Genomic DNA, 18,540 nt, shown 5'->3' with positions numbered 1-18,540 from the left:
CATAGAGGGCCTCGCCCGGGGGCTGAGGCGAGGGGCCGTCGAGGAGATGAACAGGATCCGGCCGCCGTCTCGCATCCTGCGCACCGCAGCGGAAACCCTCCCTTGCCAGGCCTGTTCCGTGCCCGATGTGGATTCTCCCGCGGGGATGCCCTCCTACCCTGATGCGGCCTCGAGACTGGAACAACGGAACGACCGATGGCGATAGCGGGCTGAAGACCACAGGGCTCATTCGATCGTCGATACGCCCGGATCGCTCGCTCACTGACGGCTGACATCGGTGGCTCCGCGTGTCTGCTGGACGACAGTGACAACTAAGCGCCTCGTGTCATGGTGATCCCCGCTGCAACGCCGCTCCACACCGGCAAGGTGATCGACTCCTGGGACGACGTATGCGACGGCACGGGGAACAGCAATTACCACGGCCGAATCTCGTTTGACACGACCCGATCGTCCACGCTGTACGGAGTGTCCGATCCCGTACGGCCGGGAATGCGCTGCGGCGACATGGACGGCCGCACCTACCCCGACCCCCGACGACGACTGGGGCAACGGAACCGGCACCGACCTGGTCACCGCCTGCGTGGACGCCATGCACGCGGCGCAGGCCGGCTGGGGCATGCTGGCGCAGTGGCTGGGCAGGTCCAGCGGGTTCGACGGCTACGGCCGCAGCTTCCCGGTGCGCGTCGGATACGACGACGCGAATGCGTTCTACGACACGTTCATAGTGGTTTACGGCAACAGCAGCCGTACGCGGCAGGCGACGTCGACCGACATCGTCATGCACGAACTCGGCCACGCCATCTTCGACTTCACACCCTGCGGCTCGCAGGGCACTCGTGAGAAAGGCGGGCTCAACGAGCCGACCGGCGACATCTTCGGGACGGTGACCGAGTGGTACCTGAACGAGCCGACGCGGCTGGACCTGCCGGACTACGCGACGCCTGGAACGCCGTCGGCGTCCCCACCACCCCGACGAACCCACGTGCTGAGGACGCCCTGGAGACGGTGCCTCTTTGCGGAGCTACCGTGCTGGGGACGCCCACACGAACTGCTCGGGCTCGAGGTCGATCGAGTAGTAGAGCACTCCGTGCGCAATATAGGAGAGCGGCGCCGCGTGCGTGATCGGGTCGAAGACATCCCGGATCGGCCAGAACCTCATTCGTCGTCTGGATCTGCCGGCTTCACGGTCGGTGTGATCTGCAGTGGTGTCGCGGCCCCGCCAGCGATCTCGCGCCCTTGATTCAGTGTGTAGTCAAGCTGCCTGGCCAGGAGTGGGAGGGTCGCCGGAGGTAGATACGCATCGGCGCCGGCGTCGAGCAGGCGTCGGACCGGGCCGTGGTACTGAACTCCGAGTTCGTGGTCCTCGATTTCGGTGACGATGACGCGGGCTTTCGGGAACATCGATCGGAGCGCTGCGATCAGCTGCGGGCTGCCTGGAGGTACCAGCAGCACATCGGTCGTCGCGGGAGCCGCATGCATATCGAGCACTACGTAGTCCGCCCCGAGCTGGGTGGATAGCGCAACCCGAGCCGCGGTCGACAGCTCCATCGCGGTGGCCACGACGGTCACGCTCTCGTAGTCGATCGGGGCTTGATCGCTGGCCTCATCTGGCGCGTCGCGAGCGACGATGGCGCCTTGGACCACGTCAATGGTGCTGGAGATCGTCGCGATCGACGCGCCGTCACGCGTGAGGACCAGGTTCTCACCAGGTTCGAGGGCGTCGATGAGCGCCACGACGTCTTCAGGAAGGCGGGTCACGTCGATTCGCTGCGTGGAACGTGGGGCGCGTTTGCGGATCACCATGCCTGGGACACGCTCACGGCTGCGAGGGCACCCTGCGTCATGCGCGGCCCCGTTCGACTGGCGAAAAGCCCATCCACGGTGACATGGTTTGCCTGCCCCGAAGTGCCGCCCAACCAGATGATCACATGAGTCCCTTCTGACGCTGTGATCTTGTTGGATGCCACTACACGACCATTGGTTCGAGGCCGCGCTGGAGTTCTCTCATCGTCCATGTCCGCGCCCATCGACGGCGACGCGAAGGTGGGGGCCATCGGAAGGCGGCCAGCCCGCACAACGCATCGCACCTTGTGGCTCGCCAGAGGCGCGATAAGCCGAAGAGTTGGCTACCAGTTCGAGCCAGCGGCACCATTTCGGTTTTCGGAGCTGGAGCGGCTGCGCCGGCCGCCGACGCGGACGACGGGCACGGCGTTCGCGCGGTCACTGGAGCGGGTCGATGAGATCGGTGCGTTCCAGCTGGGCCGGGTGCGGCTGGCGCAGGTCCCGCCGAACCGGCTGGCCGCGCTGGCGCGGTAGGGGCTGGGGCGGTACGGGCTGGGGTCGAAGGCGGCGAGTCTGGAGCGGGCGGAGGAGCCCAAGGGACCGCGATGCTCACCGCGGTGATGCGCCGCGCGCGATCGACGACAAGCTGGTGCCGGCCGCCTGGCGCAAGGCGGTGTACACGAACACCGATCTGCCGCCGGGTGGACCGGGACGCGTACGTGGTGTGCGTGCTGGAGCAGTTGCACCGGGCTCTGAACAACCGCAACGTGTTCGCCGCCCCGTCGCACCGGTGGTCCGACCCGCGCGCCCGGCTCCTGGACGGGGCGGCCTGGGAGGCCGTGTGCGAGGACGTGCTGGCCTGGCTGCGCAAGCGGGTCGAGAAGATGCTTTTGAAGGTCGTTGATGAGAGGCATGCGTCGGGGCGTACGAGGGGGCGAATCGTCACGTCCTACTCATCCGGGTCCCAGGCGCTGAGCTGGTCGAAGAGACGTCGGTCGCCGTCGAGCTTCAGGGAGTTGATCGGGATACGGTCGTGCAGGATGAGGACCAGCTCGTCGGCCGTGCCCCAGGCGGAGGCGTTGGCGGCGTCCTGGTCGGCAGCGGTGGCCGGTATGGTGCCGGGCCCGGGGAGGCGGGCGGTCCGTGCGCCGTCGGCGGAGAGCGAGAGGCGCCAGGAGCGGCCCTCGGAGGCGTGGAAGTCGACGGTAGCGGGCTTGTGCGGCCAGGCACTTGTCGTTGCGACGCAGGTGGACAGGAACTCGTCGACACCGTCGAGTGCCACCTCGGCCGGCAGCGGCTGCGGGGCACCTACGGTGATCTGGGCGTCGTAGGTGTGCACCGCGATCTGCTGGAGTTGGTGCCGAGCTACGGCACCGGAGGTCTGCGGCGACTGCGACGTCTCCCACCACGTCCAGCAACCGCGATCCGGGCCGGCCTTCCGCAGTGCGTCCAGCAGTTGCTCCATGGACTCCGCCAACCAGGCCAGCAGGGCCTCGCGCTCCCGAGGCGCAGCCGGGGCGCCCTCCGCTGCGGACTTGGCCGGAGCAGGCCCTGCGGCGACGGTGGCGGCCCAGTCGCGGCGCCCCTCGCCGATGTGCTGCGCAAGATCGAACAGCGTCCACTCGGGGCAGGTCGGCACCTGTACGTCGAGGCTGGGCGCGGAGGCGACCGCGGCGCGGAAGGCAGTCGACCGTTCGTCGATCAGTCGCAGCAGAACGGGGAACTCGAGCGGCATTGTCACCCTGAATCTCTATCACTACGTTCCGACAATCGGACAGCGATTTTCACGGCCGCCATCGCGGGCGGGCCCGCACCACCGGAAGGCGGGCACGTGTCACCCGGTCGCGTCGAGGGTGGGACGGAGTTCGGCCCAAGCCCATGCTCCGAGCGTCGTGTCGGTCGTGGTCACAGGGGTCCTCGGCTGCTCGGGGACGAATCCCTCGCGTAGTCCGGTCGACATGCCCATGATGGCCTCGACCTGCGCCGGGGACATGCCGGCGCCGGCCATCGTGGCGCGCATGTCGTCGTCGGCGACGCGGTGGGCGGTGACCGCGCGGCCCAGGATGTCGCCGACCACCGCCAGGACGTCGTCCCAGGACAGGTCCTGTGGTCCGTGCACGGCCTGCACCCGGCGTCCCGACCAGTCGGCGCGCAGGAGCAGGGACGCGGCCACTGCGGCGATGTCAGCTGGAGCGACCCAGGAGAACGGCTTGCCGGTGGGCAGGAGCACGGCCACGGTGCCCGCGCGGATGCTGTCGAGCTCGAACAACAGGTTGCTGAAGAAGTAGCCGCAGCGCAGGTGGGTGACAGCGAGGCCGGCGTGCTTGGCGACGATCCGATTCAGGGCCTCCTCGACACGGGCCAGCCCGTCGATCTCACCGGCGCCCTCGCGGAGCTCCGCTCCGACGCTGCTCTGCAGGACGGTGCGGGAGATGCGGTTCTCGGCGACCGCGGCGGCGACGATCTCGCCGACCTCGGCGTACGCCGCGACGGGGTCGTCGGCCTCGCCGGGCGGCACGACCAGGAACAGCGCGTCGACGCCGCGGGTCGCCTCGGTGACGGCCGCGGCGTCCCGCAGGTCGACCTCGCGGGCGTCGACGAGGTCGCCCCAGGCCGAGCGGGGCTGCTCGGGGTGGCGGCTCAGCAGCCGCGGACGGACACCGGCGCGGACCAGGTGACCGACCAGGAAGCGGCCGACGTTGCCGGACGGTGCTGTGATAGCGATCTCCATGACGTCCACCGTACGGGTGGATGTGGCCGGATCCTGTCCGCGATTGTGGCGACACTGGAGCCATGACCGACTTCGCCCCTGCCGACGGCGATCCCGCCGGACGGACCCTCCTGCTGCTGGAGTTGCTGGCCGCCCGGCCGAGCTGGTCGGCTTCCGATCTGGCCGGGCGTCTCGAGGTCAGCACCCGCACCCTGCGTCGCGACGTGGCCCGCCTGCAGAGACTCGGCTACACCGTCGAGAGCCGGCCCGGGCCGGGTGGCCACTACGCGCTGCGTCCGGGGCACCGGATGCCCCCGCTGGTCTTCCAGGACGACGAGGTCGTGGCTCTGGTGGCGGCCCTGCGCATGGTCGAGGGGATCCTGGCCGGGGACGCCGCGCACCGGGCGCTGGCCAAGCTGTCGCAGGTGCTCCCGCGGCGGCTGCGCACCGTCCTGGACGCCGCCGCCGCGGGCAGCGAGAACGTCGGCGGCGAGCTCGGGGGCGTGGAACCCTCGACCTTGGCGGTGCTGCTCCGCGCGGCCGATCAGGACCTCGTGCTGCGGTTCGGCTACCGCGACCGGCACGGGGCCGTCAGCCGCCGGCGGGTGGAGGCGGTGCGGTGCCTCTACGCCCGAGGACGCTGGTATGTTCTCGCCCACGACCTCGACGCCGGCGACTGGCGGGTGTTCCGCCTGGACCGCGTGCGGGAGCCGGAGGAGGGGGAGCCGGGGTCCGGTGACCGCGGCCGGCCAGCCGAGGACCTCGCGACCTGGCTCGCCACGGACTTCGGCCGTCGATCCGAGGGCTGAGAGCGCAGGCGGTCGCGGCGGCGGCTGCGGTAATGAGCGCCAGGCCGCCGACGCGGACGACGACGGGTGAGCCGACGAACTGGCCTGCGTGTTTCAGGGGCCGTCGAGGGCTTCGACTCTGTGAGAGTAACCGATGACGCAGAAGCCGCGGCGCTCGTACCAGCGTCATGGCCAGTCCGTCGCATCAGCGGTCAGCAACCGGGTATCGCAGCCGGGCGGGGCCGACCGGTGTTCCGGGCGGGCCCGATGTCCAGCACACGGCCCGGCCGCGGGGTGGTGGGGCGCGACCGACCAGTTCCCGGTCCGCCGGGATTCCGGTACGGGCCGCGCGGCGTTCTTCCTTTGCGCAGGTGTGCACCACCACCGCGGCGCCTACGGCAGTCCGCGCGTCACCGACCCAACGGCTGAGCGAGGTAGTCCACGACCTCCGCAGGGACCTGGCGAGGGTCGGGAAGAAAGCGCCGCAGGCATCGGGCTACACCGATCTGGACGGCCACGCCAAGCCGATTGTGATCTCTGCGCTTGGCCTCGATTGCCTGACGGTCGGGGTCATCGAGGAAGAAGTACCTCTGTCTCGGCTCGGAGGTTTCCGCCAACCGTCACGTTTGATCAGGTCGCCGGGCGGGCCCGTGGATCCACGGCCGGCCGATGCCGCGGTATTCCTCGACCGGGATGGGCTGGAGGCCGTCGCGCATGCGGCTGGTGTAGAGCTCGATCAGCCGATTGGCGGTGCGAGGTATTCCAGCGCATAACCGTCGCCGGAGGGGGTTACGCGGGCGATGCCGGGTGAGTCGAGGTGGGCGCCGGCCACGAAGTGGTGTGGTTGGGTCAGTTGTTCGAGGAGGGCCGCTCGCGCGGCGCGGGCCTGGGACTGGTTGCCGTCGAGCTCCCAGGACACGTTCGGCTGATCGAATTGGAGCGTGGGAACGTGAACGGTGTCGCCCCAGGCGAGAAGGTGCCCGGTGCCACTCCTGACGTCGTAGACGGTGTGACCGGGTGTGTGGCCCGGCGTCGGGATCGCGGTGATCCAGTCGTTGATCGCGACCTTCTCCGACACGGGTACGACCCGGTCGCGGATCGGCTCGAGCCGCCCCGTGAACACCGAGGTGTCGCCCGCGCCGATCCACACGCGCTCGAGTTTGGTGAACGCCTCTGAACCGTCCGGCGCGATCAGGCCGCTCACGTGGTCTTCGTGCTTGTGGGTGATGGCCACATCGGTGACATGCGCGCGGTCGATTCCCGCTTCGTCAAGCGCGTCGTAGATCAATCCCATGGTGGGGTCGTGCCAGGCGTTGGACGCGCCGGTGTCGATGAGAACCGACCGCGTGCCGTCGGTGACGAAGAAGGCGTTGACCGACAGCCGCAAGTTGTCGTCGGCCAGCGGGACGGCGGCCGGCAGCTCATCGAGCGTGCGTCCATCCTCGTCGCGGAGCCGTGTCGGCGGCATGTCGATGTACCCGTCTCGTAACGAGATCACCTGCAGATCGCCGAATTCGAACGTGGCATGGTGCTGGCCACTCGAGATCAAACGCATGGAACCTCCGTCGTGTTGGGCGCACATCGCGTGTCTCCAATAGAAGACTAAATCTTCTTTAGGAGAAACCCTACACTGTGGGCAGCGAGGTACCCAACGATCGAGGAGCACGGTGGTCGAGCAGGACGGAAACGCGGCCGAGCCACAGCACGGTGACGACCTGGCCGGCGCGTTCGGCGGTAACGTGCGGCGACGCCGCGAGGAGGCGGGCCTGACACTGGAGCAGTTGTCCACCCAGTCGTCGGTCAGCCGGGCGATGCTGTCCAAGGTCGAACGCGGTGAGAAGAGCCCGACGATCGGCGTCGCGTCCAGGATCGCCCACGCGCTCGACGCGTCGCTCTCGGACCTGATCGGTGCGCCAGCTGCCGCCGCATCTGGTGTGGCCATTGTCATGCGTAAGAACGATCGCCCCGTTTTCCGTGACCCGGAAACCAGCTTCGAGCGGCACATGGTGTCAGCGGCCCCGGGCGCGGGAGGAGCCGAGATGGTCGTCCACTACCTCCCCGCGCAGGTCTCTACCGGGTTGCTGCCCGCGTATCCGCCGGGTACGGAGAAACAACTCGTGGTGCTCGAAGGCACCCTCACCGTCGCGATCGGCGGGATCAGCGAGACCCTGAACACAGGCGACTCCCTGTTCTTCCAGGCCGACGCGGACCACGGCTTCGCCAACCGAACGAACGCTCCTTGCGAATACATCATGGTCATCTCGCGCAGAACCTGATCGGCCGCAGCTTGCGGGCCTGGACGAAGTCCACACAGATCTCTTCCGGCACTCACCCAGTACACGAGTGCCGAGCGGATCGCGGCCATCGCCTACGAGGGCGCCGTCGACGACCTATGCCGCGGCGGCGATCGGCTCGAGCCCCGCGACCAGCTCGTCGAGCTCGTCCGCACTGAGCACGTCGTACGCCGGCGCGGCCAGCTCGTCGGTGAGCGCCTCGATCCGCTCCTTGGTCTCTCGGCCGGCGTCGGTGAACCCGCCGGCGGCGTCCACGAGGCCGCGGCCGCGCAGCCCGTCGACCACGGCGGCCAGCTGCGCCTTGGGCAGGTGATGGATCCGGCCGAAATCCTCCGCCATCATTCCGAGGGAAACAGCCATAAGGACGTGGGCCTCGGTGCCGCCGATGCCGTGGGCGAGAAGGGCGGCATTGTGGCCGTCCCCCCGGTGCTCCCGCAGCAGCGTCGCCGCGTGCCACAACCTGGCCACCGGCTCCTCAGGCACGTCGAGCGCCCGCAGCCCGGCGTACAGTGGTCGGCCCTCGGTCGGCGCGCTGATCGCTGCTCGGGTGGCGAGGTCGGCGGCCCGCACCAGGCCGGGCGAGTCGGCGAGCTCTCCGATCATCTGCCGCAGGGCGGCGGTGCTGCCCCGCTCGCGCACGGTGATCGCCTCCTGCGGGGTGATCTTTCCCCACACCCAGGGGATGTGGCGTGCCACCTCGCCGTCGGCGAAGTTGTAGAAGACCGCGTGCACCACCGCGGCCGGTGCCAGTCCCAGCGGTGCGGCCCGGCCCGCGAAGTATCCGTCCCAGTAGTTGCGCATGCCGAGGGCCAGGAACGCCTCGTTCACCACCTCGGAGAAGGTGACGGTGGCGATCGGCTCGACGAGCTCGAACATGCGGTGGACCTTGGCCTGTGGGTGCTGCTGCATCGGTCGGCATCTCCCTTGGTCGTGACAGCTGGTCGTGACAGCGCCCTCGTGGGCGACCGTTCACCCTAGCTACGAACGACGCGGCCCCGATACGACAGCTCCGGTCGATAACTCGCGGTCGATTCTGCTGACGGCAGAGCAGCCGAACTTCGCCATCGCCTGCAGAGGCAACCTCACCCCTCTTCACGACCGGTCAGTTCCGCAAGCTCGGCCCGCACCTGATCGGTCGTCTTGCCGTGGGTGTTGACGGTATGGTCGGCGCCGTTCGCCCTGGCCAGGAGCGAGCTTGTCGTCACTGCGCGCGAACGCCACCACGGTCGCGCCGCCGCCGAGCAGTCGCGCGTACCGCACGCCGTAGCTTCCCAGCCCACCGACCCCGCGACGACGACCGTACGCCCTGCTCCGACCTTTCCGGCGGCTACTTGCACTGCGCCGCAAAGATCTCTGATGGGTTCAGGTCGTCAAGGCGAGTGGTCTTCGAGGTCGGGAAGGTAGAGGGTGCAGGCGCGGTCGAGCGCTTCGATGGGAGTGCCGGTCATGGAGCCGCTGGGCAGAACGGCGTCGCGGTAGTCCTCGGTGCCGGCCTGGTAGATCGCGCATCGCCACTCGTCGGTGAAGCCGGGATATTCGTTCCGGCCAGCGGGATCTGCTCATCATCATCGGGATCGTCGTTGGGGTGGCCGATCAGGTAGCCGTAGGAGCCGTGCCAGCGGATGGTGACCTCGGCGACCCGGGGCCAGCGCTGGGAGGCGTGGTGGCCCACGGCCGCTTCGATGAGGTCTTCGAGCTTTGCTGTGGGCACTGGCATAGCGCTCAATCGGCGCGTCACACGACCAGCACCCATGTGCCCTGGCGAGGAAATCAGGGACTGCTGGGACATCGGTGAGCAAGAGGCGGGGACTCGGCCTGCCCGTCGCGGGCGCTGGAAGCGTTCAGCCACGTCCGAGTTGACATGCCTCCTGCAAGCATCGCGCTACCGGCGCCGACGCGGGACGTCAAGGATCGGTTCCCACATGGCGCGTCGTCCGCCGACGTCGCCGACGACCGGCGGGGTCATGTTTCGCCATCAGGGCCAGGGCTTCGGCGACTTCGGGATCCAGGATGAGGGACATGTTCGGTTCAAGTCCAGTGAGGGAGGAGAGGGTCAGGCGGTCGGCGCGAGGACGACGACCTTGCCGGACACGGAACCGGCAGCGACTTCCGCATGGAAGGCCGGGAGTTCCTTGAGCTGGATACGGCGGCTGATGTCGATGTGAAGTTCGCCTCGGTCGACCGCCGCCACGAGGCCGGCGAGTTGCTTGGCGTCGCTCCGGACGAAGACGTTGAGCCCGCGCACATGGCGCGCTTCGTCGCTCGGCGCCTGCATCCACACCGTGGTGTTGACCACGGCCCCGCCGGACCGCACGAGAGCGGCCTGGTCGGCGAGCTGCGAGGGCTCGATCGGTGCGAGGTTGAGCAAGAGGTCGACCGGCTGGGTCACCGCATCCACCACGTCGGTCTCGGTGTGATCGAGGACCTCGTCGGCGCCGGCGGCCCGGACCCGGTCCGCGCTGCGCGGGCTCGCCGTGGCGATGACGTGCGCGCCGGCGTTCTTTGCCAGCTGCACCGCGTAGGCACCAACAGCGCCTCCGGCGCCGGTGATGAGCACGCGCTGCCCGGCGGTGAGCTCGCCGAGTTCGAACAGTGCCTGCCATGCGGTCAGGCCCACCAGTGGCAGGGCCGCCGCGTCAGCGAGCGGCACGCTCGAAGGCGCGGACGCCAGGACCTCGGCGGGCGCGATGACGTACTCAGCAGCCGCGCCGTCGCCGATCATCGGGAGAAATCCAACGATCTCATCACCGACCGCCACCGCATCGACGCCGTCGCCGAGCGCGTCGACCGTTCCGGCGACGTCGATGCCAGGCGTGTGCGGGAGCGTCACCGGGAACGGGCCCTGGAGACCACCGCTGCGGATACCGGCGTCGACCGGGTTGAACGACGTCGCCGCGACCCGGATGCGAACCTCACCAGCGCTGGGGACAGGCAGCGCCACGTCCTCATAACGCAGGACATCAGCATCGCCGTACTCGTGGAATCGAACTGCCTTCATGACGAACTTCCTTCTTCGAGAGAGTCAGCATGCTTCGAATTCGAAGCACTTCGATGGAATGAAGCTAGCACTGCTTCGAACTCGAAGCAACTACGATTGCGGCATGACCGAAGACGCGTCCCCTCCGCCGCTCGATCCCGCCCAACTCGGCGCGTACTTCGCGCTGATCGAGGTGAGCAGCCTCCTGCGTCACACGGTGGAGCAGCAGCTGCGCGACGCCGGCGACCTCAGCTACGTCCAGTTCCAGCTCTTGGCCAGACTCGGGGACACAGCGGACGGCAGCCAGCGCATGACCGAGCTGGCAGACGGGGTTGTGTACAGCCGCAGCGGCCTGACCTACCAGGTGGGCCTGCTGGAGAAGGCCGGACTCATCGCCCGCGGCCCGTCCGCGGAGGACGACCGGGGTGTGACGGTGACCATCACCGAGGCGGGACGGGACGTGCTCGCCAGCGTGTTTCCCGGTCACATCGACGTCCTACGGCAACTCTTCCTCGAACCCCTCGCGCGCGAGGACATCGACAGCCTCGCTCGTGTCCTCACCGTCGTCCGCGATCACATGCGCTCCATCCCGCCTCGGTCGGCGAAGCCGCGCCGGAAGAGCGCCGCGCGCCAGAGCCCCGCTGGCGACGGAACCTGATCGAGCCCGGCCCCATCGCCGGGTCAACGAGCGCCACGGGATCATCCGAGCAGGCGCGAGCGGCGGATTCGGGCGTCCGGATCCACGGCGTCGGCGATCGCCGCGGACCGCTTCCGGACGTCGGCTGGCAGCGCATCCGGCACGCTAGCCGCGCCCTCGACCCACAGCCCGGCGTCGAGCCGGCGTCGGCGATCGACCAGACAGATCGCGCCCAAGCGAACCCTGCTTCGATCCGTTCACGGGGGAACAGGCTGAGCTGCGCGACCGCATGGTAGATGAAGTCGCCCGGCGGGGCCACAACGGCCCCGGTGCGCCTGACCGGTGCGCCCGCCACGTGGCGGATCTCCATCATCACGATCGGCGCGTCGTCTGCCGCGGCTGTCGAGAGGAGCGCTTCGGCGATGACAGGGGTCGATGCGTCGAGCCACCGCGCGTCACCGATGGCCGGGGTTGCCGTAGGTGGATCGAGGTGGATCGAACGCTGCTACCAACGGTTCCGATGGTGCTCGACCATGCTGCTCCGCCTCCGTGGCCGGTCGCCTGCGGCACGATCTCCAGTGGCGTGCCGAACGCAAGCGCAGCCACCTCATCGAGCGCGGTTGCGATGTCCTCCGGACGGGAGATGACTGCGACCCGCGCAGGTCGCTGCTTCATGGAGGAGTTGTGGGGTCGGGTGGCGGCGGCGTAACCGTCTGAGTCCGCGTCAACGAGCATGCGCTCATCGTACGGGAATAGCGGAGGTTTTCCTCCGGTTAAACGGCCACCTACTCAGATTGGATGACTCATGACTCCTCTTCAGCAGCCCATCGCCGTGATCGGTGCGACCGGACAGCAGGGCGGCAGCGTGGTGGATGCCCTGCTCGCGCAGAAGCAAGCGGTTCGCGCCCTGGTTCGCGACGCCGAAGCCGCGGGCGCACGCGCTCTCCGAACCCGCGGCGTGGAGGTCGTCGCCGCCGACCAGGAGAACAGCGAATCGCTCCAGCGAGCGCTCACCGGGGCCACAGCACTGTTCTTCATGACGACGTTCGAGGGAGCAGACGGCACGGAGGGCGAGACGCGCCGCGGTGTGAGCGTCGCGGATGCCGCAGCACGCGCGGGCGTGCCGCACGTCGTGTACTCATCGGTCGGCGGGGCAGAGCGAGCGACAGGGATCCCGCACTTCGAGAGCAAGCACCGGGTCGAACAGCGGCTTAGCGAGGTCGTACCGACGAAGTTCGTCCGCCCGACGTTCTTCATGGAAAACCTGGCGCCGCAGCTCGCCGACGGTGGGAGGGGGGAGCTGGTGCTTCGCCTGCCGGTTGCAGGTGACGTTCCGCTCCAGATGATCGCCGTTCGCGACATCGGCGCCGCCGCCGCGCGTCTCCTGATCGCCCCTGACGCGATCGATGGTGATGCGGTCGAACTCGCCGGTGATGAGCTCACCATGGCTCAGGTGGCCGACCGGATCGCATCCGAGCTCGGCCGACCGACGCGGTACGAAGGGCTGCCGATCGATGTGCTCCGTGATGACGAGGACATGCGAGCGATGTTCCAGTGGTTCACCACCGTCCCCGCCTACCAGGCCGACTTCGACGTCACGCGCCACCTCGTCCCCGACGTGCGCGACTTCGCGGCATGGGTATCCGACCAGGGTCCCGCGCGCCGGAACTGACGCGTCGAACTAACCGCGATCGGGTGTGATGCCGCGCAGGAACACCGCGCGCAACTCGGCGGCCGCCTCGGCCCAGCCGGGCACGTTCGACATCGGCTGCGCGAGCATCGCCCCGAAACGCACCACGGTCCCCGCATTCACATCCGTGCGGACCGAACCGTCCTGATGGCCGCGCTCGAGGATGGCACCCATGGTTTGCTGCATGCGCGCGCGCAGCTCCGCGGACTCGGTGCCCTCGGTCATGGGCGCTCCGTGGAGCGGAAGCACCAGTTCGTCTCGATGAGCGAAGGTTTGATGGAGGAACCGGCTGATCGAGTCATGACCGGTATCGCCGGACGTCAGCGCGTCCTCGGCCTCAGCCAGGATCAGACGATAAGCGCGGACCGCCATCGCCTCAAGCAGCGCCTCCCGGTTCGGGTAGCGACGGTAGAGCGTCCCGATCCCGACTCCCGCCTCAGCAGCGATCTGCTCCAGCGGAACGAACTTACCCTCGGCCAGCCCCGCACGCACAGCTGCGGCAATCAGCCGCTCAGTGTTCTCCGCCGCATCCTTCCGGAGCTTGCGCGTTCGCGTGGAGGTCATGAACAACACATCCTACGTGAGGGGGAGTGTCTCATACACGGCGGATCCGACGATCAAGGAGCCGCCAGATGGCCGACACCGTGCGTGCTCCGCCTGCTGCGCGGCAGCTTCCATCGTGACTTGCGCGGGCCCAAAAGCCTTTGCCGCCGATCCCCGCCTTCCGTCAGGATCAAGTATGGCGATGACGCAAGAACTGCTCGCTCGTCTACAGGGCCGGATGCCGGGCCGTACCGCTGGAGTCCGGGCTCTACCGGTTGTGCTCGCCGTCCTCGTGATGGCCGGCGGTGGCCAGGCCGCGTCCAGTACGGCCGTGGCCGGGGTGCCCTCTGAGGCGCGCGGTTCGTCCTCCGGCCCTCCCGTGGTGCTGCCGAGGATCGACTGCGCGGCCCTCGCCGGGCAGGACCTGTCGGGGACGCCCGGCGCTCCGGCGATCATCGGGTCCGCGACCGCGACGACCTCGCCGGACGGCTGGGCGGCCTGCGAAGTCAAGGGAACCGCGGCGCCGCAGATCCAGTTCGACGTGCTCCTCCCCACCAAGACGTGGCGGCAGCGGTATCTGCAGACCGGGTGCGGGGCGTTCTGCGGGAGCGTCGACATCTACGCCGACGCGACGGACGGGTGCGTGCCGCTGACCCGCGGCGACTTCGTCATAGCCACCGACAACGGGGGACACGTCGGCGTCTCCGGCTTCGACGGCACGTTCGGTGCCGATCCACAGCTCCGGGTCGACTTCGGCTATCGGTCCGACCACGTCATCGCGCTCGTCGCCAAGCGGCTCATCGCGCTCTACTACGGACAAGGCCCGCGCTACTCCTACTTCGACGGCTGCTCGCAGGGCGGCCACGAGGGGATGACCGAGGCGCAGCGCTACCCGCGTGACTTCGACGGCATCGTCGCCGGCGCCCCGGCGTCGTTGCTCACGTCGCTCATCGTGTGGTCCGCGGGCTGGCACGCCACGGCCAACACCGACGCGTGGGGCCGGCCCATCATGACCGCTGCCAAGCTTCCCGCGCTGCACGCCGCCGTCATGCGCGAGTGCGACGCACGGGACGGCCTGGCCGACGGCCAGATCGACGACCCGCGTGCCTGCGCGTTCGATCCGCAGAGCCTGCGCTGCGCGACGGGAACCGACAGCGCGGGCTGCCTCACCGACGCGCAGATCGGTGCCGTACGCAAGCTGTACGACGGGCCACGCGACGAGCGGGGCCGGCGGATGTACCCGGGGGGCGAGCCCGTGGGCTCGGAAGCGAACTGGGCCCGCTGGGTCACCCCGACCGCCACCGGCGCCCCCGCTGTGGCCGAGGGCAACGCGACGAACGCTCTGAAGTACCTCGCCTACCCGTCCGCCCGTCCGTCCGCGACACTGCAGGACCTGCGCTACGACTCGGCGACGTTCCGCGATATCTACCGGCGGGCCGGCGTCTACGACGCGAGCGACCCCGACCTGACGGCCTTCCGCGCCGCGGGCGGGAAGCTCCTCCTCTGGCACGGCTGGGCAGACCAGGCAATCTCGCCGTACGGGACGATCGCCTACTACCACGCCCTCACCGAGCGCATGGGCGGGACGGACGCCACGCAGCGGTTCGCCCGCCTGTTCATGCTGCCGGGCGTCGCCCACTGCGGTGACGGTCAGGGACCGGACGCGATCGACGCGCTCACCCCCACCCTCGCCTGGGTCGAGAACGGCGTCGCACCCGACCGGCTCATCGCCACGAAGCGCCAGGACGACACCGTCGTACGGACCCGGCCGGTCTACCCCTATCCGACCGTCGCACGCTACAACGGGAGCGGCAGCATTGACGACGCGGCGAACTTCGCACCGACACCGCCGCCTACGCGCTACGAGGACGACATCCCCTGGCTCGGGTCGTTCCGCTCCGGCTACGAGCAGACCTGCGGCTGGCACGACGGCCGCTGGTCCTGCACCCTGGCGCAACGGCCGAGCTAGCTTGGGCGGCTTGACGTCCAACTCCCGAACCGCGGCCAGGGTGCGGAGGTACGGATCGTCCGTTAGATGGATCAGGGCATGGCGCGTGGGTGGCGCTACGGCGGATGCCGACTAAGGCTTCTTCCGCGACGCCCGTTGGCCCGCGAGGAGGCTGAGCTGAGTGCAGGTGCACGCGTACGAACGTTCGTCGCCCTGGCCGAAGACCGGCGCCGCGACATCGTCCGCAAGACCAAAGACGGCCTCGAAGCCGCCCGGCGCCGAGGCCGCGTCGGCGGCCGCCGCCCCGTGGTCGACGACGACAAACGCGCCGCCATCCTCGCCCGCCGCCAGCGCGGCGAATCCATCCGCACCATCGCCGCCGGCGTCAAGGTCTCCATCGGCGTCGTCCACAAGACCCTGACCGCCGCCCAAGCGGAACAGCAACCGTAGCCACCCGTGCCACTCCGGTAAGCCATTCAGCTGCCCAGCGTTACTTTGGGGCTGGGGTCAGCTTCGGGAGGAGGACGCCCTGATGGCAGGACCGCAGGCCGCCAGGGCGCCGCGGCGGCTGCTACGAGAAGGCGGTACGGAGAAGTGTCACCTGATGACCACCGGGTGACTGCTGTCCGCTCGGCGATTTGTCGGAGTTCAGGGAATGCTTGTCCACCGGCTAGCAGAACCGCCTGTGGCCTGCCGTCACGGACCGGCCCACCTCGGGAAGTGTCGGCAACCCTCCCTACGACCCCAGCGCCCGCTACCAGGCGGTCCTCGACCGGTTCGAGAACATCGCCCGCCCCTGAGGAGAACCGGGCGGTCCGGAACAGCGCGCACCAGGGGGCGAGCAGAGTAAGGAACTCGACATGAGCCAACCGACAGCAGCGAGCGACGCCGCACCGGCGACGATGCGGGCCGTCGTCGTCACCCGGCCCGGCGGCCTCGACGCACTGGAGATCAGGGATGTGCCGGTGCCCGTATGCGAGCCCGGCTGGGCGCGGATCAGGGTGAAGGCGTTCGGCGTCAACGAGTCCGAGGTCACCACCCGCACGGGCGAGTCGGACGCGGTGGTCACCTACCCGCGTGTGCCCGGCATCGAGGGCGTCGGCGTGGTCGATGAGGCCGACGAGGACAGCGAGCTGCGGCCGGGACAGCAGGTGGCCACGATGATGGGCGGCATGGGCCGCTCGTACGACGGCGCGTACGCTCAGTACGTGACCGTCCCCGCGGCGCAGGTCATCCCGTTTGAGACCGGCCTGCCGTGGGAGGTCGTCGGTGCGCTGCCGGAGATGTTCCAGACCGCCTACGGATCGCTGACCACCGGCCTGGACCTCAAGGCCGGGCAGACGCTGCTGATCTGCGGCGGCACCTCCACGGTCGGGCTGAGCGCGGCCACGATCGCGAAGGACCTCGGAGTCACCGTGCTGTCCACCACCCGCAGCCCGGACAGGGCCGGGCAACTGCGGGCCGCGGGCGTCGACCATCCCTTCGTCGACAGCGGCACGATCGCCGACCAGGTGCGCGAGCTGATGCCGGAGGGTGTCGACGCCGTACTGGAGCTGGTGGGCTGCTCGGTCCTCGCCGACACCCTCCGCACCGTCCGCCGGCACGGCACGGTCTGCTTCACCGGAGCCCTGGCGGGCCAGTGGACGATCCCCGACTTCACCCCGTTCATGATCCCCAACGGGGTGCGGCTGACGTCCTACGGCGGTCAGGCCGCCGACCTCCCGGCCGACGTCTTCGCCCGCCAACTCCAGGCCATCGCCGCGGGGGGCCTCGAAGTCCCGGTCGCGAAGGTCTACCACGGCCTGGAACAGGTCCGTGACGCCCAGGCCGACGTCGAGTCCGGCACCACGCCGGGCAAGCACGTCGTCGTCCTGGACGACTGAGACCTGGGCAACTGAGAAACGACAACCAACCACCCCCGATGCGCGAGGGCCGACAACGTAAGCGCCGGTGAGCACGAAATCCTGACACCGCGTGAGGCAAGGGGCGCCCGTGCCTGCCCCACCCGGAACCTGTTCCGGGTGTGAGTAGTTGCGGTACAGGAAATCCCGGTGAGAACGATCATGGTCATGAGCTGAGCGCCGCGGCGTCCGGTCGGAGCCGGGGGACGTCTGCGTTGCGGAGGTCGGCGAAGTCGGCGTGGGCCTGCTCGTCGGCTTCGGGGTATGCCTCGCGCTTGGCGTGCTCGGCGAGCGCCCGGCAGATGCTCGCCACCGAGGGGCTCTGCCCCTTGCGCTTGCCGGTAAGGATGATCAGGTCGGGCTGGATCTGCTCGACGGACTCGCCGCCCGCGCGGCGGCGCAGCACGGTGTGCAGCATGTCGTCGGCGATGACCGGGGGCCGGCCGCTGCTGTTCAGCCTGGCGCGTGAGTATCTGATGGCGGCCAAGATGATCCGGCCCGGCGTGCTCATCTTGGCCAAGATGGGGTGTGACCCAGATACGGCAGAAAGACCTGAGCCCCCTCGAAGAGAGGCAAAGCCCCGCACTGGCCCGGACGGAGCGCGAGACCGGTGGGGCGACGGCGCGGGGTTATCGGTTTGTCGGCTGGCCCACGGTCAAGGGCGCGGTGGACTTGCGTTGGTGAGAGGCGCGGGCTTTGGCGCGGTTCCCGCAGATGTCCATGGAGCACCAGGTCCGGCGCCGGTTGCGGGAGTGGTCGTAGTAGGCCCATCGGCAGCTCGGCTCCCGGCAGGCCTTCAGCCGTGTCCACGTGCCGTCCGCCACGGCCTCGGCCACGACGGCGAGCAGCCTGGCCAGCGCCGCCTCCACCGGCGCCGCGGTGCGGGCGACCAGCCGGGGAGGGGAGACGGTCACGTCGAGCATCAGCGGGAAGTCGCGGGTGAGCTCGGCGAGTTCGGCGCGGGCGGCGGGATTGAGGCCGTCCGGGCGCGGACTGGAGACCGGCTCGGTGTTGTTCTCGGCGATCAGCGCGCGTAGTCCCTCGCGGATGCGTTCGGCGCAATTGCGCTGCTCGGCGTTCACCACCGTGTCGGCCGGCACAAGGCCGCAGGCGTGCAACCACGTCACCAGCTGTTGCGGGGTTGCGATGTCGTCGCCGTCGCGGCGGCGGGTGTTGATGAACTCCTCGATCACGCGCAGCGACATCGGCGCCGTCCCGGTCTCGAGGTTGTCCGGCACAGGCTCGGCAGCACGCTCATTCATCACGTCTC

The 18,540-nt window shown here is 69.2% G+C and carries 21 protein-coding genes and 1 pseudogene; 10 read left to right on the top strand and 12 right to left on the bottom strand.

Features of this window, described 5'->3' with window-relative positions; genetic code table 11:
- Positions 1–433: 433 nt before the first annotated feature.
- Entirely contained in the window at positions 434–1,240 is an 807-nt protein-coding gene (locus AB0H88_RS41605) for a hypothetical protein (RefSeq protein ID WP_357654113.1), read from the top strand.
- On the opposite strand, the gene AB0H88_RS41600 is transcribed toward AB0H88_RS41605, so the two are convergent.
- Positions 1,156–1,803 carry a hypothetical protein gene (locus AB0H88_RS41600; protein WP_357654112.1) on the bottom strand — a complete coding sequence of 216 codons (648 nt, stop codon included), beginning with the start codon at positions 1,801–1,803 and terminating at the stop codon, positions 1,156–1,158. The genes AB0H88_RS41605 and AB0H88_RS41600 overlap by 85 nt on opposite strands.
- Before the next feature lie 210 nt (positions 1,804–2,013).
- On the opposite strand from AB0H88_RS41600, the gene AB0H88_RS41595 reads away from it, so the two are divergent.
- Both AB0H88_RS41595 and AB0H88_RS41590 read left to right on the top strand, forming a co-directional pair.
- Complete coding sequence (locus AB0H88_RS41595; protein WP_357654110.1) at positions 2,014–2,316, top strand: hypothetical protein; 303 nt, start codon at positions 2,014–2,016, stop codon at positions 2,314–2,316.
- 100 nt (positions 2,317–2,416) lie between these two features.
- Positions 2,417–2,630, top strand: a pseudogene (locus tag AB0H88_RS41590) (hypothetical protein); the annotation flags it as partial.
- Between the two features lie 101 nt (positions 2,631–2,731).
- Here the strand turns inward: AB0H88_RS41590 and AB0H88_RS41585 are convergent.
- Positions 2,732–3,517 (bottom strand): maleylpyruvate isomerase N-terminal domain-containing protein, encoded by a 786-nt coding sequence (locus AB0H88_RS41585; protein ID WP_357654190.1) that lies wholly within the window; start codon positions 3,515–3,517, stop codon positions 2,732–2,734.
- A 99-nt stretch (positions 3,518–3,616) separates the two neighbouring features.
- Positions 3,617–4,513 (bottom strand): NAD(P)H-binding protein, encoded by an 897-nt coding sequence (locus tag AB0H88_RS41580; protein ID WP_357654109.1) that lies wholly within the window; start codon positions 4,511–4,513, stop codon positions 3,617–3,619.
- 62 nt (positions 4,514–4,575) lie between these two features.
- On the opposite strand from AB0H88_RS41580, the gene AB0H88_RS41575 reads away from it, so the two are divergent.
- Positions 4,576–5,301, top strand: a complete 726-nt coding sequence (locus AB0H88_RS41575) for a WYL domain-containing protein (RefSeq protein WP_357654107.1) — start codon at positions 4,576–4,578, stop codon at positions 5,299–5,301.
- Between the two features lie 389 nt (positions 5,302–5,690).
- On the opposite strand, the gene AB0H88_RS41570 is transcribed toward AB0H88_RS41575, so the two are convergent.
- Together AB0H88_RS41570 and AB0H88_RS41565 are read right to left on the bottom strand one after the other, a co-directional pair.
- Positions 5,691–5,897, bottom strand: coding sequence for a DUF4158 domain-containing protein (locus AB0H88_RS41570; RefSeq protein WP_357654106.1), 207 nt, complete (start codon positions 5,895–5,897; stop codon positions 5,691–5,693).
- Between the two features lie 119 nt (positions 5,898–6,016).
- Complete coding sequence (locus tag AB0H88_RS41565) at positions 6,017–6,835, bottom strand: MBL fold metallo-hydrolase (RefSeq protein ID WP_357654104.1); 819 nt, start codon at positions 6,833–6,835, stop codon at positions 6,017–6,019.
- 112 nt (positions 6,836–6,947) lie between these two features.
- On the opposite strand from AB0H88_RS41565, the gene AB0H88_RS41560 reads away from it, so the two are divergent.
- Positions 6,948–7,556, top strand: coding sequence for an XRE family transcriptional regulator (locus tag AB0H88_RS41560; protein WP_357654102.1), 609 nt, complete (start codon positions 6,948–6,950; stop codon positions 7,554–7,556).
- Positions 7,557–7,670: 114 nt separating this feature from the next.
- Here AB0H88_RS41560 and AB0H88_RS41555 read toward each other — a convergent pair whose 3' ends face one another.
- The 4 genes from AB0H88_RS41555 to AB0H88_RS41540 all read right to left on the bottom strand — a co-directional run bounded on the left by AB0H88_RS41555 (position 7,671) and on the right by AB0H88_RS41540 (position 10,515).
- A complete protein-coding gene (locus AB0H88_RS41555; RefSeq protein WP_357654101.1) occupies positions 7,671–8,483 on the bottom strand; it encodes a hypothetical protein in 813 nt (270 codons plus the stop codon).
- A 173-nt stretch (positions 8,484–8,656) separates the two neighbouring features.
- Positions 8,657–8,779 (bottom strand): hypothetical protein, encoded by a 123-nt coding sequence (locus AB0H88_RS41550; RefSeq protein WP_357654099.1) that lies wholly within the window; start codon positions 8,777–8,779, stop codon positions 8,657–8,659.
- Between the two features lie 239 nt (positions 8,780–9,018).
- On the bottom strand, positions 9,019–9,285 hold the full coding sequence (locus tag AB0H88_RS41545) for a hypothetical protein (RefSeq protein ID WP_357654098.1): 267 nt from the start codon (positions 9,283–9,285) through the stop codon (positions 9,019–9,021).
- A 342-nt stretch (positions 9,286–9,627) separates the two neighbouring features.
- Complete coding sequence (locus tag AB0H88_RS41540; RefSeq protein WP_357654097.1) at positions 9,628–10,515, bottom strand: NADP-dependent oxidoreductase; 888 nt, start codon at positions 10,513–10,515, stop codon at positions 9,628–9,630.
- A 160-nt stretch (positions 10,516–10,675) separates the two neighbouring features.
- Between AB0H88_RS41540 and AB0H88_RS41535 the strand changes: the two genes are divergently transcribed.
- Positions 10,676–11,209, top strand: coding sequence for a MarR family transcriptional regulator (locus AB0H88_RS41535; protein WP_357654095.1), 534 nt, complete (start codon positions 10,676–10,678; stop codon positions 11,207–11,209).
- A gap of 784 nt (positions 11,210–11,993) precedes the next feature.
- Positions 11,994–12,860: an NmrA/HSCARG family protein gene (locus AB0H88_RS41530; protein WP_357654093.1), complete on the top strand. Its 867-nt coding sequence runs from the start codon at positions 11,994–11,996 to the stop codon at positions 12,858–12,860.
- Positions 12,861–12,869: 9 nt separating this feature from the next.
- Here AB0H88_RS41530 and AB0H88_RS41525 read toward each other — a convergent pair whose 3' ends face one another.
- The gene (locus AB0H88_RS41525; RefSeq protein WP_357654092.1) at positions 12,870–13,442 is read right to left on the bottom strand and encodes a helix-turn-helix domain-containing protein; all 573 of its coding nucleotides are present in this window, start codon (positions 13,440–13,442) and stop codon (positions 12,870–12,872) included.
- A 175-nt stretch (positions 13,443–13,617) separates the two neighbouring features.
- Here AB0H88_RS41525 and AB0H88_RS41520 point away from each other — a divergent pair, with 175 nt between their 5' ends.
- From AB0H88_RS41520 to AB0H88_RS41510, 3 genes are all read left to right on the top strand, one after another.
- Complete coding sequence (locus tag AB0H88_RS41520) at positions 13,618–15,390, top strand: tannase/feruloyl esterase family alpha/beta hydrolase (protein WP_357654091.1); 1,773 nt, start codon at positions 13,618–13,620, stop codon at positions 15,388–15,390.
- 66 nt (positions 15,391–15,456) lie between these two features.
- A complete protein-coding gene (locus tag AB0H88_RS41515; RefSeq protein ID WP_357654090.1) occupies positions 15,457–15,819 on the top strand; it encodes a hypothetical protein in 363 nt (120 codons plus the stop codon).
- A 410-nt stretch (positions 15,820–16,229) separates the two neighbouring features.
- Positions 16,230–17,252, top strand: a complete 1,023-nt coding sequence (locus AB0H88_RS41510; RefSeq protein WP_357654089.1) for a zinc-binding dehydrogenase — start codon at positions 16,230–16,232, stop codon at positions 17,250–17,252.
- Between the two features lie 184 nt (positions 17,253–17,436).
- Here AB0H88_RS41510 and AB0H88_RS41505 read toward each other — a convergent pair whose 3' ends face one another.
- Together AB0H88_RS41505 and AB0H88_RS41500 are read right to left on the bottom strand one after the other, a co-directional pair.
- Positions 17,437–17,781 carry a hypothetical protein gene (locus tag AB0H88_RS41505; protein ID WP_357654088.1) on the bottom strand — a complete coding sequence of 115 codons (345 nt, stop codon included), beginning with the start codon at positions 17,779–17,781 and terminating at the stop codon, positions 17,437–17,439.
- 118 nt (positions 17,782–17,899) lie between these two features.
- Entirely contained in the window at positions 17,900–18,532 is a 633-nt protein-coding gene (locus tag AB0H88_RS41500) for a CGNR zinc finger domain-containing protein (protein ID WP_357654087.1), read from the bottom strand.
- Positions 18,533–18,540: the final 8 nt, after the last annotated feature.

It is taken from the genome of Nonomuraea sp. NPDC050680 (genome assembly GCF_040654555.1).
In the GTDB taxonomy this organism is placed as follows: Bacteria; Actinomycetota; Actinomycetes; order Streptosporangiales; family Streptosporangiaceae; genus Nonomuraea.
This window is presented reverse-complemented; position numbering and strand designations above follow the sequence as displayed.

Bases quoted from the DNA above. Each gene is read 5' to 3' on its own strand.
- AB0H88_RS41600 (WP_357654112.1), bottom strand. From the start codon at position 1,803: ATGGTGATCCGCAAACGCGCCCCACGTTCCACGCAGCGAATCGACGTG.
- AB0H88_RS41595 (WP_357654110.1), top strand. From the start codon at position 2,014: ATGTCCGCGCCCATCGACGGCGACGCGAAGGTGGGGGCCATCGGAAGG.
- AB0H88_RS41585 (WP_357654190.1), bottom strand. From the start codon at position 3,517: ATGCCGCTCGAGTTCCCCGTTCTGCTGCGACTGATCGACGAACGGTCG.
- AB0H88_RS41580 (WP_357654109.1), bottom strand. From the start codon at position 4,513: ATGGAGATCGCTATCACAGCACCGTCCGGCAACGTCGGCCGCTTCCTG.
- AB0H88_RS41575 (WP_357654107.1), top strand. From the start codon at position 4,576: ATGACCGACTTCGCCCCTGCCGACGGCGATCCCGCCGGACGGACCCTC.
- AB0H88_RS41565 (WP_357654104.1), bottom strand. From the start codon at position 6,835: ATGCGTTTGATCTCGAGTGGCCAGCACCATGCCACGTTCGAATTCGGC.
- AB0H88_RS41555 (WP_357654101.1), bottom strand. From the start codon at position 8,483: ATGCAGCAGCACCCACAGGCCAAGGTCCACCGCATGTTCGAGCTCGTC.
- AB0H88_RS41535 (WP_357654095.1), top strand. From the start codon at position 10,676: ATGACCGAAGACGCGTCCCCTCCGCCGCTCGATCCCGCCCAACTCGGC.
- AB0H88_RS41530 (WP_357654093.1), top strand. From the start codon at position 11,994: ATGACTCCTCTTCAGCAGCCCATCGCCGTGATCGGTGCGACCGGACAG.
- AB0H88_RS41525 (WP_357654092.1), bottom strand. From the start codon at position 13,442: ATGACCTCCACGCGAACGCGCAAGCTCCGGAAGGATGCGGCGGAGAAC.
- AB0H88_RS41520 (WP_357654091.1), top strand. From the start codon at position 13,618: ATGGCGATGACGCAAGAACTGCTCGCTCGTCTACAGGGCCGGATGCCG.
- AB0H88_RS41515 (WP_357654090.1), top strand. From the start codon at position 15,457: ATGGATCAGGGCATGGCGCGTGGGTGGCGCTACGGCGGATGCCGACTA.
- AB0H88_RS41510 (WP_357654089.1), top strand. From the start codon at position 16,230: ATGAGCCAACCGACAGCAGCGAGCGACGCCGCACCGGCGACGATGCGG.
- AB0H88_RS41505 (WP_357654088.1), bottom strand. From the start codon at position 17,781: ATGAGCACGCCGGGCCGGATCATCTTGGCCGCCATCAGATACTCACGC.
- AB0H88_RS41500 (WP_357654087.1), bottom strand. From the start codon at position 18,532: ATGAATGAGCGTGCTGCCGAGCCTGTGCCGGACAACCTCGAGACCGGG.